Genomic DNA, 14,703 nt, shown 5'->3' on the forward strand with positions numbered 1-14,703 from the left:
TGACAACAGTGTTTGTCCCGCCCAGCGCTGTTTTGCATCGGGTCAAAGCCCTAGCATCGTCTCTACCGAATGAACCCATGCCAAGGGTTCACAAGGCCCAAGCCAACACACTTGAACGAGACGGTGACTCTCATGAACATCTCAAAAATCGCAATTTTTCTCGCGCTCGCTTGCCTAGGCGCGCAGGCCTTTGCCGAAGAAAGCCATGCCAGGGCGCAAGCCGGCAAGCCGGCGGTCGAGACCTATACCTACGGTTCGAAACTGGACATCAAGAAGGTCATCGCCCTCAGCGATGTACCGAACGAATGCGGCCCGGTGCCAGCGCAAATGACCTATGAAGACTCGCAAGGGCAACGCCATGTCCTGCAGTATCAAGTCATGGGCAGCGGTTGTTCGAACGGTTGAGTGCTGTGCGGGCGGTGGAGGGTCGACACTCCATCCGGACTCAGGCGTTTTTGGCGTTGAACGACGTGCGGGCGATTTTTTCATCGGCAGCCAACAACCCGGGAATGTAGTCCTTCAAAAACTCCACCCAGGTTTTTATTTTTGCATCGACGAATTTTCGTGAAGGGTAGATGGCAAACAGATTCAACTCTTCAAAATGGTACTCGGGCAGTACTCGCACCAGAGTGCCTGCCTTGAGCCCGGCCACGGCAGACGCCACCGGCTGGATGCCGATGCCCATGCCACGGGTGATGGCGACGGTCATGGCATCGGCGGTGTTGACGTGAAACGGCGACTCCGGGGTGTTGACGGTCTCCACGCCTTCGGGTCCTTCAAAGACCCAGTGCTGAACCGGCATGACCGTGTGGACGATTCTCAGGCAATCGTGCGCACCCAGCGAACCCGGCGTGTCGGGTGTTCCGCGTTTTTTCAGGTACGCCGGCGAGGCGCAGAGAATGCTATAGGTGATACCCAGCCGCTGGGCGACAAATCCCGAGTCGGGCAGGTCCCGCGCCAGCACGATCGACATATCATAGCCTTCCTCCAGCAGGTCGGGCAGCCGATTGGTCAAGGTCAGATCAAACAACACTGACGGATGCGTCTCGCGGTATTTGGCGATGGCATCGATCACGTAGTGATTGCCAATGGCCGACATCGCGTGAATCTTCAAGCGGCCAACGGGGTTGATCTGTGCCGTGCCCGCTTCCTCTTCCGCGTCGCGTACCTCTTGCAGAATCTTCTCGCAGCGCTGCAGATAACGCATGCCGGCCTCGGTCAATGCCAGGCGCCGGGTCGTGCGATTGATCAAGCGTGTCTGCAACCTGGCCTCCAGGCTCGACACGGCTTTGGACACGTTGGTCGTGGTGGTGTCCAACAGCTGGGCCGCTGCCGTGAAGCTGCCGCTCTGGGCGACCGCCATGAAGAAACGCATGGTCTGGAAAACATCCATCGGTGTCACCTCAGAGGGGAAGTCAAAAATTATAGGGGCTGGTCGGCACAATGATGGATCAGGCCAAGAAAAGAGCGGCTGTGTGAAGAGCCGCTCCGCTATCAGGTGTCAGTTTTGCCGGGCAATGAACCCCGGGACACCGGTTTCAACCACCGAGTTGAAGCGAACCCGGGTAGTAATGTCCTGGCGGATTTCATGCATGGCCCGGTGGGGCAGGGTCGAAATGTCGCGGTTTTCCTGAATGTGGCTCAGGGTGGCCGAAGTAGTCAGGAACGCCACGCCACGTTGCACCGCCCAGGCCAGGGCCACTTGTGCCGGGGTCTTGTGCAAGCGCTGGGCGATACCGGTGATCACCGGTTCTTCCAGCACGTTCGGCTCCATGCCATGGCCGAGGGGGGCAAAGGCCAGAACGATGATCCCGTGCTGTTGGCAAAACTCGAGCAGTTCCCATTCCGGCAGGTAAGGGTGGGATTCGACTTGCACCACGGCGGGTTTGATCCGCGCCACAGCCACGATCTCTTTCAGCGCTTGCAGGGTGATGTCAGACAAGCCGATGGACTTGCAGCGACCTTCATCCACCAGAGACTCAAGTGCCCGCCAGGTGTCGATCAGGGTCACGCCCGAGTCATAGAGGACATGGCCAAAAACATCTCGGGGATCCTGATCGTCACCGGCTTGAAAGGCGAATGGCGTGTGGATCAGATAGCAGTCGATGTAGTCCACCTGAAGCCGGCGGCAACTGGCTTCAAAGGCCGGCACCACCCGCTCCGGGCGATGGTTGGTGTTCCACAGTTTGGTGGTGATGAACAAGTCCTCGCGCCGCGCCTTGCCGGCGTCCATGAAGGCGTGCAGGGCAACGCCGACCATTTCCTCATTGCGATAACGCTCGGCGCAATCGAAATGCCGGAACCCGGCTTCCAGGGCGTGGGTGATTGCCTGGGTGGTGACACTGAGGTCTTTGAACAGAGTGCCAAAACCCGCGGCGGGCATCTTTCCTGCACCGTTGTTCAGGGCAAAGGCGGTATCGCGAAGGTCATCGTGAAAGGCTTCGTAAGACATGAATTGACTCCACTCTCAGGGGGCCACCACCGCGAGCGCGGACGTGGTCTTTCATAAATTGGTTTTTGATTAACCTGTGGCGAGGGGATGAGTCCCCTCGCCACAGGTTTCTTGTTCGTCTGAACGTTTTTTTGCGTTCATTGGTATGACGTGCTGCCTGTTTCACTGCTGGCAACGCGCTGCTCAAACACACCCGCGCAATTCCCGCCCAGCGCCACAAACAACTGCACCGTGTCCAGGTACTGCGCCGTTTTCGCCCGGATATGCCCCAGCAAGGCCTGCTCATAGGCACGTTCCGCCTCCAGCATCTGGAGGATGCTGTTCTCGCCCTGGGCGTAGGCTTGCTGGTTCAAGCGAAAGCTGGTTTCGGCGGCGCGCAACGCGTCGTCCTGCGCCCGGTATTGTTCGGCGTCATGGTTGATCGCCTGCAGCGTGTCGGCGACCTGGCCGAACGAGCTGATAACCGTTTGTTGGTAGCTGGCGAGCGTCGCGTTGTAACCCTCCACGGCGGCCTGGCGTTCAGCCTTGAGCGTGCCGCCATTGAAGATCGGCCCGGCAATCCCCGCTGCGAAACCCCAGAGTGCCGCACCGCCATTACCGGAAGCGGCCTGGGCCAGAGACGCGGACAACGTCACCTTCGGATAAAGATTGGCGGTCGCTACGCCCACGGCGGCGCTGGCGATATGCAACTCGGCCTCGGCTTGCTGCACGTCCGGTCGGGCGCGGGCCATCTCGGATGGCAAACTCACGGGCACACTGGCCGGCAGGGTGAAGTCAGCCAGGTCGAACGGCGGAGGGATCCAGTCGGCCGGGCCTTTGCCGGTCAGAATCGACAGCGCATGACGTGCGGCATCACGCTGCTGGGCCAGGGGTGGCAACAGGGTGCGGTCCTGGGCCAGCCGCGTTTCGGCCAGCGACACATCGACCTGCGTGGTGCTGCCGTTGATATGCGCGGCGCGCACCAGTTCGAGGTTTTTGCTGTCATTGGCCAGCAGTTTTTCCACGGCCTGAATTTGCGCATTGGCCGACGCAACCAGCAAGGCCTGGCTGGCCACATCGCTGGTCAGCTTCAGGTACGCCGCGTCGTAACGACGCTTTTGCAGATCGGCGAACGCTTGCTGCTGTTCGACCAACCGCTTGTTGCCACCGAACACATCCAGGTCGAAACCGACCCGTGGCCCGATCGCATAGAAGTTGTCGGCCGCTGGCGCCTTGGCGTTGTGCAGCCGTTGGCGACCGGCCGTTGCGCCGAAGTCGACCTGCGGATACAGCGCACCTTCTGCGGTGGCCACGGAGGCGGACGCCTGGCGAATGGTGGCGTCGGCGGCGACCAACTCAAGGTTGCCGTCGATGGCACGGCGTACCAACTGGTCGAGCTTGGGCGAGCGAAAGGCCGACCACCAGTGGCCGCTGACTTTCCTGCCCGGTTCGATGCGCTGCTCGCCGTCCTGGCCAAGACGCTGCTCGGCCTGTTGGTCATAGTGTTGCGACGGGCTATCGGCCGGGGTCTTGAAGTCAGGGCCGACGGTACAGGCGGACAGGAACACCAGCACCGAGAGTGCGCTGAGCTTCGCCGGGAATGGCGATTGGAACGGATGACTGGATTTCATTGGGCACACTCCACAAAGCTATTGGGACGCAGCGGGTTTGCGAAGAAAGACAACCAGCGGGCTCACCACCAGCATCGCCACCAGCAGAATCTTGAACTGGTCGACAACAGCGATGAACGCGGCCTGGTGAGTGATCAGGTGGTTCAGCCCTTCAAGTGCCGGCAAGGGCAGCGACGCCGTACCGAAATGCGCGGCGGCGCGAAAGGGCGTCACATGGCTGGCCATCGCCAGGTGCATCGCCTGGGTGTTGTTGAAGAAGTAGATCTGCACAATCGCCACGCCCAGGGTGCTGCCATACACACGCAACAGATTGAAAACGCCGGTGCCTTCCGGACGCAGCGTGGGGGCGAGGGTGCTGAACGCCACCTTGGCCAGGGCCGCCATCGACATGCCGATGCCGACACCCTGGATCGCGCCGGCCACCGCGACCGGCGGCCAGTCCATCAGCGGTGAATAGTCGAGCATCAGCCAGTTGGCATAGATCACCAGGGTGACGCCGATGGCCACGAACAGCCGGCGGTCGAAACGCTCGGGAAGTCGTCCTGTCAGCAGGAACGCTCCGACCAGTCCCGCGCCGCGCGGCAGGGTCAGGGCGCCGGTGGTGTCAGGCGGATAACCGAGAATTTCATCGAGCATTGGCGACGTCAGCGCCATGGTCGACAGCAGCACGAAACCGATGGCGAAAAAGATCAGCGTCGACAGCACGAAGTTGCGATCAGCGAACAGGAGCTTGTTGAAGAAATGCACCTTTCTGGTCAGCACATGCACGATGAACAGATACAACCCCAGCCCACTGGCCAGTGCCTCGATCCAGATTTCGGGCGAGTCGAACCAGTCCATGCGTTCGCCTCGGTCGAGCAGCATTTGCAGGCTGATCATCGCCAGGGTGAAGCTGCCGAAACCAAAGAAATCGAAGGGCGGTGCTTTCTCGGCTTTTTTCTCGGCCAGCAGCAGCGCAATCACCATGAAGATGTACGCCGACAACGGCAGGCTGATGTAGAAGATCGGCCGCCAGTCGAAATGCTCGGCGATCCAGCCACCGATACTCGGGCCGGTAGCAATGCCCAGGAGCACGATCGCCGTCCAGGTTGCGCCAAATTTCATGCGCTTTTCAGGTGCCAGGGTCTCCAGGGCAATCCCCATCGAAAGCGGCGCCAACACACCACTGGCCAGGCCCTGGATGATCCGTGCGCCGATGAATTCCAGCGGCGCCGTTGACGCCGTCCCGAGCAGCAGGCCGAACACGAAAACCGCCAGCGCGGCCTGATAAACCCGCTTCACGCCAAAGCGCGCGGCGAGCCACTGGGCAATCGGCATCGTGATGGCGCTGGCCGCCAGGTACGCGGTGAAGATCCAGCCGGCCTGGTCGTCAGTCATCGACAGACTGCCTTGAATCAACCTGAGCACCGCATTGGGCAACGGCAGGTTCGCCGATTGCATGTAGGTCGCCAGCAGCACGGCGAACCTCAGCGAGCCTGCGGCTCCATCAGTCTTGGCGTTCATCAGCCATTACCTGCGGTCAACAGCGATTTGAGCGGGCTCCACCAGGGCGTGCGGTGGCCGGTGTCGACTTTCACGGTGGCGCTGGTACCCGAAAACAGCGGCAGGGCAGGGTCCGGTTCATCCAGTTCGAGACGCACCGGTACCCGCTGAACCACCTTGACCCAGTTGCCGGTGGCATTTTCCGGCGGCAGCAGGGCGAAGTCCGAACCGGCGCCGGGGCTCATGCTGGTGACGTGGGCCTTGAACACACGATCCGGGTACGTGTCGATGCTGATGGTCGCTTCCTGGCCCGGGCGCATATGCGTCACCTGGGTTTCGCGGAAGTTGGCCTCGACCCAGATCTCGTGATCGGAGATCAGCGCAAAGGCTGGCGCGCCGTTGTTGAGGTAGTTGCCCACCTGCAGATCGTCGACCTTGGCGACGATGCCGTCGGCTGGTGCATAGACCGTGGCGTACGACAGGTACAGCTGCGTCTCGTCCAGCTGCGCCTTGGCCTCACGCACTGTCGGGTGGCTGTCGGCTTCGATGCTCGGGTTGCCATTCAAAGCCACTACGGTGCTGGCGATCTGTTGTTCGATGGACGCGATGCGCTGCCGTGAAATCTTCAGGTCGTTCTCCGCGCGCTCGTAAATGGCCCGGGAAACGAACTCGGTCGCCACCAGTGCTTTCTTGCGAGCGAATTCCTTCTGGTCGAAGTCCGCCGACTCTTTGGCCGATTGCAACTCAGCCTGCTGCTGGCGGTAGCTGGCCTTGAGGCCATCGATGCGCAGCCGCGCGACGCTCAACTGCGCCTGGGCACGGTCGATGGCGATCTGCAACGGCTTGGGGTCGATGCGAAACAGCACATCGCCCTTGTGCACCGGCTGATTGTCCTCGACGGCGATTTCCACCACCTGCCCGGAAATCCGTGCATTGATCGACGCCTTGGCCACCCGGGCGTAGGCGTTATCAGTGGTGACGAAGGGCTCGCCCGCCACGTATTTGGCATAGCTGATGACAGCGAACAGGGCAGGTACGCCCACCATCAGCCAAGGGCGCAGTGTGTCCCTGAGCGGTTTCTTGATCCGCTCTGGGTGCTCGAAGGTCTGCGTAGCCGGGATATCGAACTGCTGGGTCATGAACACACCTCAAACCGAATAATTGCCATGAGAAAGCAAACCCGCGTGCGGTGGGGAGGGTGGCTCCGCCGCACCTGTTTCGTCGCTGCAATACCCGGTTCGAGCTTCGCTACAACAAACGTGAAAGGCAGGAACTTCTGGTTCCTTAATTTTGTGCGATGATGTAAGAATATCCACGCGCCCACCTTCCCACAAGGATTTTGTACGACATGGCACAAAATAAAACGACAGAAGGCAAAGGCCGCGGCCGGCCTCGCGCCTACGACCCGCAGACTGCATTGCGCCAAGCGCTGGATGTGTTCTGGAGCACCGGCTATTCCGGCGCTTCCCTGGACAGCATCGCCACGGCGGCCGGCATGAACCGCCCCAGCCTCTATGCGGCCTTCGGCGACAAACACGCGCTGTACATCAAGGCGCTCGAGCAGTACTGGGAAACGGCCGCCGCCGACATGCAGGCCGCGCTGACCGATACCGAGTTATCACTGCGTGACGCATTGATGCGTTTCTATGAGGGGCAGTTGGCGATTTACTTTTCGGGCCAAGGCCAGCCGCGCGGCTGCTTTGCCATTGGCACCGCGACCACCGAGGCGGTCGAGGATCCGCAGATACGCGAAGTGCTGTCAGACCGGCTCAGCCGGCTTGATGCCGATCTGGAAGTGCGCCTGCGCACGGCCATCGAAACCGGCGAGTTAAAAGGCGACGTTGACGCGCCGGCGCTGGCGGTACTCGCCTCATCCCTGCTGCACAGCATCTCGATCCGTGCGCGGGCGGGCAAATCCAGGGACGAGTTGACCGGGCTTGCGCGCAACGCGGTCAACGTGATCTGCGGCGGCTGAGGTCGATGTGAGCGAGGGACTCGAAGACATTCTGGCTGAACGGCTTGCGGTGGTTTTTTGCGGGATCAATCCAGGGGTGATGGCCGCCGCCCAAGGGCATCATTTTGCGGGGCGGGGCAATCGTTTCTGGCGCACCTTGCATCTGGCCGGATTCACCCCGGAGGAACTGCGCCCGGAACAGGACCGGACGATCCTGCAATATCAGTGCGGCCTGACCACCGTGGTGGAGCGGCCAACGGCGCGGGCCGACCAACTGTCGCAACATGAATTCATCGCAGCGGCAGCGGAGTTCGAAGGCAAGATCGCCCGTCATGCGCCACGCTTTGTGGGGTTTCTTGGCAAGGCAGCGTATGCGGCACTGTCGGGGCAGCGCGATGTGGCGTGGGGATTACAGGCCAGGACTTTCGGCCATGCCGCGGTGTGGGTCCTGCCCAACCCGAGCGGACGCAATCGCGCCTTTACCCTTGATCAACTGGTGGATGCGTACCGCCAACTCAGGTTGACGATCGCTCAGTAGTTCATGCCGTCGTCGATGGCGATGCCTTGTGCACGCATGGCCTTGATCAAATCGGCGCGGGTGCCGGGCAGGTTGAGCATGGTTTCGGCGCGCAGTGCCGCGACTTCTTCGGCGCTGTAGGGCTGGTAATGCGCAGGCATGCTCGCACCCGCCATGCCGTCTTCGCGCATCAGCCAGTTGAGCAGGTCCGCCAGCTGCGCATTGTTCAGCGCCGATTGCGACATGCCCGGCACGCGCACCAGGAATTCGCGGCCGCCAGGGACTTTCAGAAAATTGCCGACAAAGCCCTTCATCCTCGGCGTGTCGTTGGCCGCCGAACCCGTGCCGTCGCCCAAATGGCAACCGGCGCATTGCAACTGGTAATTCACGCCAACGCTGTAGCCGGCATCGCTGATGGCTTTTTGCGGGGCTTCGTTGCCGGGTGCATGACCCTGGTTGGGGTTGGGAATGGCCCGGGCTTGAGCGAGTGGGGTGGTCAAGAGGCAGACAAGACCAACAATCAGCAACCTGCGCATAAAAAACCTCTGCTGGCGATCCTACACAAAGAAAAAACCGCCGATTGCCTGGGCAACCGGCGGAAACGCGCGTTAAACCGCTACGCCACGAATGATCGAAACGGTGCAGTGATAGATGTGCGATTTGGCGGCCAGGCACCAGTTCACATCGTTGTTGTTGAACGGGCGGTAGGCCGGTTCTTCGCTGTCGTTTCGGGTGCAGGCGCACTGGGCGCAGCTTTGTTTACCGCAGCAGTCGTTGTACGAAATGATGTAGTCCTTGCCGTCGGCCGGGTTGCGGCAGGTGCCGATCCAGGTGACTTGCGAGGCCTCGGTACCCGGTGGGCAGGAGGTCACCGAGCCACCGCAGCAGCTGCACAGAAACCCGTCGATGGAGCAGTAGCGCCAGTAGTCGCAGCTGTTCGGATCACCGGGGTCGCCGGCTTTCGGGTCAGTGGCGGCCAGCGCCTTGCTGGTACGGTCCAGTGGCAGCAGCACGGGAAGAGCGGCACCGGCAACGATCAGCGAGCCCATGCGGGCCAGCAGTTTGCGGCGCGAAGTCGTGTCGGCGACACGGCGCGAGGAGCGCTCGAACAATAGATCCAGCAGTTTCATGAAGGTCTCCCTGCCTTATCAGTGGCTATGGCCGTGGCTGTGGTCGTGGTCGTGGGGCTGCGCATTGAGGTATTGCTGCAGCGTGGCGTGCTTGAGGTGCTCGACTTCGAACAGGCTGTCCAGGTGCTCGCGGGAGTTCACCAGGCCTTTGGCGCGCAGGGTGCCGGACTTGTCGATCAGCGCGGCGTACGGCAGCTTGCCGATCTGGTAGGTCATGCCCACTTCCGGACCGACCACGTAAGTGGCGTCTTCCAGTTTGTGTTCGCGGATCAGCGCTTGCTGGGCGTCCATGTCGCCGTCGCTGACGAACACCACGTCGAGGGTATTGGCTTGTTCCCTGGCGATGGATTTGATCGCCGGCAGCAGCGACTTGCAGATCGGGCAAGTTGGCGAGAGGAAGAACAGCAGTTGCGATTTCTCGCCGGCATAACCGAAGTTCACCGGGCGACCGTTACGGTCGGCAGCGGTCACTTGCGGTGCGGCTTCGTTGACAGCCACGCCTTTGTCCATCATCAGCGCGCCAGCCGGCGCCAGGCGGCCATGCAACACACCGATCTGACGGACCAGGCCCATGACGACGAACGCCACGGCCACCAGCAATACCCAGAGCAGAACGTTGGAAACGATCAAGCCTTCCATTTTGATTACCTACCAATCAATTTGAGCAGAAGAGGGGAGTTCGCCAGCAGGCCATCGGCTGCGGCGTAGATGAGCAGCGCGACGGCGGCCGAAGCCAGGGTCACGAAGCCATCGAACACAGTCATGTCGCGGACCATCGGCGCCACACTGGCCAGCAGCGCCAGGGCCACCAGCACGCTGTTGCGCAGCAGCAGGACCGGGCGCAGCGGTTGCGCCTGGTCGGGGCCTGCACAACCGCAGTCGATGTCGCGACGGCCGCGCCACAGGTTGATGCCGATGGCGGCGGCGTACAGCGCCAACAGGCTGGCCGCGCTCAACGCCGCCCAGTGCCGGCTGACCGGCACCAGCAACGCGAACGCGATGGCCAGTTCCAGCAGTGGGATCAACCGCGCGCTCGGGCGCACCAGCGCCTCGGGCAGCAGTTGATAGTCGGCAAGCTGTTTGCGAAAGCGCGCCGGCGCCCGCACCTTGTGGGTCGCGGCGCTGGCCAGCAGCACCGCAATGGCGATGGCGCTGGCAAGGATGAAGATCGGATCTGATTGCATGGCCGGATCTCGTTCAGTAGCTCATGACCTGAGTCGCGGTTTTGGCGACCTTGGCCATGCTGCCGGTGTGTTTGTTGGTCTTGAGGTCGAAGATCTGCAAACCGCCCTCGACGTCGGTGCCCAGCAACAGCGGCTGGTCATCGCCGGTGGCCTGCATGCTCCAGATCGGAGCCGGGGCTTCCAGGGTGGCGATTTTCTTGCCGGTCTTGAGATCAAAAGCCCAGATCAGGGTGCTCGGGTCTTCCCACTTCATCGGTTCGTGGGCGTCGTGCATCAGCACGTACAAGCGGTTGAGCTTCGGCGCGACCGCCATCAGCTGCCAGCCGCCCGGCGCCCACCCGGCCTTTTTCTCTTCGTCGGTGGTCAGCGACCAGCTCGGCAGAATCTTCGGCGCGTCGCCGCTGAAATCCACAGCGCGCACGGTGCCGGTGGTGGTCGTGAAGTAGTAGGTGTCGCCGACGTTGACCGCACGCTCCACCAGCTTCTCTGCGTTCGGGTCGAAGAACGGCGTGCGGCTGCGCGCGGTTTCCTGGCCCTGGTCGTTGATCGTCACGACCTGCAGGCTGCCGTCGCCGCACAGCGAGGCGAAACGGCGCTTGCCCACCGGGTAGTTGAGCACGCAACCGGGAATGGCGATTTCCGTGGCCACCGTTTTGCTCTGGGTATCGACCACGGTCACCGAAGTCGACGGGGTGAAGTTGTAGATGTAGACGAAGCGGTCATCGCCGCTGGTTTTCAGGCCGTAACGCTGGGTCAGCGACTCGGCGCGCTTGTTCGGGATCAACACTTCCCAGGCCGGCGAAAGGGTCGAGGTGTCCCAGGCGGTCAGCACGTCGGTGCGGGTGCCCCGGGTGCCACGGGAGTACCAGATGTCGGCGGCGTAAAGGGTCTTTTTGTCGTGGCTCAGGGCCGAAGGCGCGGCAAAACCGGTCGGTACCATGCCCAGCACGCGTTTCTGGTCGGGATCGACCACGGTGACACGGCCGGCGACGAAGCTTTCGAACTCGACATCGACGATGAACGCGCGGTGCGGTTCAGCGGGGAATGCCAGGGTGGTCTGGCCGATGCCGGTGTCGGCGGGCAAGTCCGCGCGGGCACTGTTCAAGCCGAGTACAAGCAGGCTCAGGCCTAGCGCTGACTGTACGGAGATCCTGTTTGTTCGCATAAGGGGAACTTCCTGAATTGTTGGTAACGCGGATCGCGGGTAAGTGGGCAGATTCTGACCCGTGAATAGTGCCTTGCCCGTCCAACCCGGGAATTGCCCTGCCTGCCAAGTGTTTGTGTATCTGTGCCAGTGTCATGCGGGAGCGAAATGGCGGGGGGAAACTGTAGGAGCGAGCTTGCTCGCGAAAAACCAGAGGGCGCCGCTGGGCATCTGGTTTTCCGCGTTATCGTTTACGAGCATCGCGAGCGAGCTCGCTCCTACAGGGGGGTGGGAGTCATTGCGAGGGGAAGGGAAAAGCTGAAAACAGCGCCACAAGGCTCCAGGTTCTGCGCCCAGATATCGCCGCGATGGCGGCCGATGATGTTCTTGCACAGCGCCAGGCCAATGCCGTTGCCGCTGACTTTGGACGAAAAGAAACCATCGAACAGCTTCTCCTGCGCCTCGGCCTGAATCCCGCGTCCACGGTCTTCGATGCGCACCAGCGCCACGCCGTCCTCGGCGCTGGCATGAATGCGCAGCACGCGACGTTCGAGGGGCAGGTTGGCCATTTCTTCGATCGCGTTGAACGCCAGGTTGAGGATCACCTGGCCGATCAACACTTTTTCGCAACTCACGCGCAACGGCTCGGGGGCAGTGACAATTTCGACGCGTATCAGGCTCGGATCGGCCCGCAGACTGATGAAGTAGCGGGTTTCGCGCAGCAGTTCGTTAAGGTCGACCAGCTCTTCGCTCTGCTCCAGCTTGACCACGTAGTCGCGCACGCTCTTGATGATCACGGAAGCATGCTCGATCTGCCGCACGGCGTTCTGCAAGCCCCAGGCGATGCCTTGATCGGCGTCGGTCGCATTGCCGAGGCGAATCACTGCGCCTTCGATGAAATTGCGGGTAGCGGCCAGCGGTTGGCTCAGCTCGTGGGCAATCGCCACGGCCATTTCACCCATGGCGTTATAGCGCGCCAGGTACTCGAGTTTTTGTTCGCTGACGCGCCGGGCTTCTTCAGCGTGCACTTGTTCTGTGACGTCGCGGAACAGCAATAAATGGCCGACCAGATCGTCTTCGATTTCGATAAAGCGACAGGTCGCGTCGTGCCAGCGCCACTCGCCGTCACGGCGTTGCACTTTGTAATGCACGCCGAACGGTAAGTGTTCGGGTGTCTCGTTGGACAGCTGCTGCAACAGGCGTTGGCGCGAGGCGTCGTCGCACCCGTCGAGAAAGTTCTTGCCGATCAACTGATGCTCTTTGCTGTTGAGCAGATGCGCGCCGGAGTCGCTGATAAAGCGAATCTCTCCCTCAGGCCCCAGCACCGCCACGCCTTCGGCCAGGTCCTGCATGAACGCCTTGAGCCGGCTTTCGAAACGCTTGAGGTCGCGCTTGACCTTGTCTTCCCTGGAAATGTCGCGGAACTGCACCATCAACACATCGCGACCTTCCAGGTGCACCAGTGTCGCCACCGCTTCGGACAGTATCTCCACCCCTTGCTTGGAGCGATAGCACCATTCGATGGCGCGCTGGCCCGTGCGCGCAGCGCCTTCCAGCCAACGCAACCCCACCGAACGCCGGTACTTGGGCGCATCGCGGGTCATGTCCGGGGCTTTGAGCGGTGTCAGCTCTTCGAGGGTAAACCCCAGGGCCGACAGGGCCGCGGCATTGGCCCAGAGAATCTCCTTGCTGTGGGCATCGTGAAGAATGATGCATAGCGGCATGGCTTCGATCAGCGTGAAAAAGTCGTTCTGTTTTGGCAAATACATCGCGCAGCCCTTGGCAGCAGGAGGTGGTGACCGGTGCAACCGGAAGTATGGCTTTTTATACCGGCTCGCGCCCGGGGATGCGCTCAGAGGTAACCGGGGGCGGTCTAGGGGTTTTCTTTAGCCGGGGGGCTGCACGCACCAATAGTTGCACCGGGATGTGGTTTTTACACTGGGCTCCAAGACAAGGGTGAGGCCGATCCCTGCAGGAGCGCCTACAGAAAGCATCGGTGCAGTGTCGCCCCACTAACAATAAGCAAAACGGAGAAAGCCCATGCTGCGTTCAGCGGTTGCGCAACAAGACGCCCTGATCGGCGTTGACGAACCTGTCGTCGACAGCCAGGCATTCCAGCAAGTCCTGGATGAAGTGCGTCAACGTCGCGACGAATTCGACAGCGTCTCCCACGTGCCGCGGGACATGATCGAGCGCTTCAAGCAGGTGGGCATCTACCGCGCCGCCACGCCAAAATGTTACGGCGGTGACGCCCTGGCGCCTGCACTGTTCCTGCAAATGATCGAGCGTATTTCCGAAGCCGACGGCTCCGCCGGCTGGGTCGCCAGTTTCGGCAGCGCCGGTGTCTATCTCGCCGCTTTGCCGCCAGAAACCCTGGCCGAAATCTATGCAGACAGTCCCGATCTGGTATTCGCCGGCGGCCTGTTTCCGCTGCAACCCGCCGAAGCCGTAGAAGGCGGCTGGCAAGTCAACGGCACCTGGAAGTTCGCCAGCGGCTGCAAGGGCGCCGACTTGTTGGGCGTGGGGATCGGCGCGGCGGGCGGCAAGCCTCGTACAGCAGTATTCCGCCCGAATCAGGTCGAGATCGTCGAAAACTGGGACGTGGTCGGCCTCAAGGGCACCGGCAGCCATGACCTGCGCGTGACCAACAAACACATCGATGAACGCTGGACCTTTATCCGCGGTGGGGCCGCGACCATCGACGAGCCGCTGTTCCGCTACCCCTCCATTGCCTACGCCGCGCAAGTGCTGGCAGTGGTCAACCTGGGCCTGGCCCGTGCCGCTCTCGACGAAGTCAGCCGCATGGCCGGCGGCGGTGGCATCACCGGCGCGCCGAAAATGGCCGACCGCGCCTACGTTCGCATCGAGATCGCCAAGGCCGAAGCCAAACTCAGCGCCGCCCGCGGTTTCTTCTACAACGCCACCGAGCAGGTGTGGAACTCGATCCTGGCCGGCAACCCGGTCACGCCGGAGCAAACCAGCCTGCTGCGCCTGTCCGCGATCCACGTGTCCCAGGCCGGTGCTGCCGTGGTGCAGAGCGCCTACAGCCTGGCCGGGACCACCGCCATTTACCTGCGCCATCCTCTGCAACGCTACCTGCGTGACTCGATGGTGGTGACCCAGCACGCCTTCCTCAGCGAAGGGCTGTACGACGGCGCAGGCTCGGTGTTCCTCGGCGTGCCGCCGTTCCCTGGCTACATCTGAATCCCATCACCTCTTCAAGGATCAAA

The 14,703-nt window shown here is 61.8% G+C and carries 15 protein-coding genes; 4 read left to right on the forward strand and 11 right to left on the reverse strand.

Annotated elements, in window-relative coordinates; translation table 11 throughout:
- Positions 1-132 precede the first annotated feature (132 nt).
- Positions 133-405: a DUF2790 domain-containing protein gene (locus AC07ZE_RS11815; RefSeq protein WP_207264690.1), complete on the forward strand. Its 273-nt coding sequence runs from the start codon at positions 133-135 to the stop codon at positions 403-405.
- 40 nt (positions 406-445) lie between these two features.
- On the opposite strand, the gene AC07ZE_RS11820 is transcribed toward AC07ZE_RS11815, so the two are convergent.
- The 5 genes from AC07ZE_RS11820 to AC07ZE_RS11840 form a co-directional block, all read right to left on the reverse strand.
- Positions 446-1,393, reverse strand: a complete 948-nt coding sequence (locus AC07ZE_RS11820; protein WP_207264692.1) for a LysR family transcriptional regulator — start codon at positions 1,391-1,393, stop codon at positions 446-448.
- A 108-nt stretch (positions 1,394-1,501) separates the two neighbouring features.
- Positions 1,502-2,452: an aldo/keto reductase gene (locus tag AC07ZE_RS11825; protein WP_207264702.1), complete on the reverse strand. Its 951-nt coding sequence runs from the start codon at positions 2,450-2,452 to the stop codon at positions 1,502-1,504.
- Positions 2,453-2,589: 137 nt separating this feature from the next.
- Positions 2,590-4,062, reverse strand: a complete 1,473-nt coding sequence (locus AC07ZE_RS11830) for an efflux transporter outer membrane subunit (RefSeq protein WP_207264704.1) — start codon at positions 4,060-4,062, stop codon at positions 2,590-2,592.
- Positions 4,063-4,080: 18 nt separating this feature from the next.
- The gene (locus AC07ZE_RS11835; RefSeq protein ID WP_207264714.1) at positions 4,081-5,565 is read right to left on the reverse strand and encodes a DHA2 family efflux MFS transporter permease subunit; all 1,485 of its coding nucleotides are present in this window, start codon (positions 5,563-5,565) and stop codon (positions 4,081-4,083) included.
- Positions 5,565-6,683, reverse strand: coding sequence for an HlyD family secretion protein (locus tag AC07ZE_RS11840; protein ID WP_207264717.1), 1,119 nt, complete (start codon positions 6,681-6,683; stop codon positions 5,565-5,567). The genes AC07ZE_RS11835 and AC07ZE_RS11840 overlap by 1 nt, the downstream gene beginning before the upstream one ends.
- A 209-nt stretch (positions 6,684-6,892) precedes the next feature.
- On the opposite strand from AC07ZE_RS11840, the gene AC07ZE_RS11845 reads away from it, so the two are divergent.
- On the forward strand, positions 6,893-7,519 hold the full coding sequence (locus tag AC07ZE_RS11845; RefSeq protein ID WP_207264718.1) for a TetR/AcrR family transcriptional regulator: 627 nt from the start codon (positions 6,893-6,895) through the stop codon (positions 7,517-7,519).
- A gap of 7 nt (positions 7,520-7,526) precedes the next feature.
- On the forward strand, positions 7,527-8,036 hold the full coding sequence (mug, locus tag AC07ZE_RS11850) for a G/U mismatch-specific DNA glycosylase (protein WP_207264720.1): 510 nt from the start codon (positions 7,527-7,529) through the stop codon (positions 8,034-8,036).
- Here mug and AC07ZE_RS11855 read toward each other — a convergent pair.
- From AC07ZE_RS11855 to AC07ZE_RS11880, 6 genes are all read right to left on the reverse strand, one after another.
- Positions 8,030-8,551, reverse strand: coding sequence for a cytochrome C (locus AC07ZE_RS11855; protein WP_207264722.1), 522 nt, complete (start codon positions 8,549-8,551; stop codon positions 8,030-8,032). The genes mug and AC07ZE_RS11855 overlap by 7 nt on opposite strands.
- A 72-nt stretch (positions 8,552-8,623) precedes the next feature.
- A complete protein-coding gene (locus AC07ZE_RS11860) occupies positions 8,624-9,145 on the reverse strand; it encodes a methylamine dehydrogenase light chain (RefSeq protein ID WP_008062110.1) in 522 nt (173 codons plus the stop codon).
- A gap of 18 nt (positions 9,146-9,163) precedes the next feature.
- The gene (gene mauD / locus AC07ZE_RS11865; protein ID WP_207264725.1) at positions 9,164-9,784 is read right to left on the reverse strand and encodes a methylamine dehydrogenase accessory protein MauD; all 621 of its coding nucleotides are present in this window, start codon (positions 9,782-9,784) and stop codon (positions 9,164-9,166) included.
- 5 nt (positions 9,785-9,789) lie between these two features.
- Positions 9,790-10,329, reverse strand: coding sequence for a MauE/DoxX family redox-associated membrane protein (locus AC07ZE_RS11870; RefSeq protein ID WP_207264727.1), 540 nt, complete (start codon positions 10,327-10,329; stop codon positions 9,790-9,792).
- 13 nt (positions 10,330-10,342) lie between these two features.
- The gene (locus AC07ZE_RS11875) at positions 10,343-11,494 is read right to left on the reverse strand and encodes an amine dehydrogenase large subunit (RefSeq protein WP_207264729.1); all 1,152 of its coding nucleotides are present in this window, start codon (positions 11,492-11,494) and stop codon (positions 10,343-10,345) included.
- 257 nt (positions 11,495-11,751) lie between these two features.
- Positions 11,752-13,242, reverse strand: a complete 1,491-nt coding sequence (locus tag AC07ZE_RS11880) for a sensor histidine kinase (RefSeq protein ID WP_207264731.1) — start codon at positions 13,240-13,242, stop codon at positions 11,752-11,754.
- A gap of 271 nt (positions 13,243-13,513) precedes the next feature.
- Here AC07ZE_RS11880 and AC07ZE_RS11885 point away from each other — a divergent pair, with 271 nt between their 5' ends.
- Positions 13,514-14,677, forward strand: coding sequence for an acyl-CoA dehydrogenase family protein (locus tag AC07ZE_RS11885; RefSeq protein WP_207264733.1), 1,164 nt, complete (start codon positions 13,514-13,516; stop codon positions 14,675-14,677).
- Positions 14,678-14,703: the final 26 nt, after the last annotated feature.

The sequence above is a fragment of the Pseudomonas sp. GW101-3H06 genome (assembly GCF_059424605.1).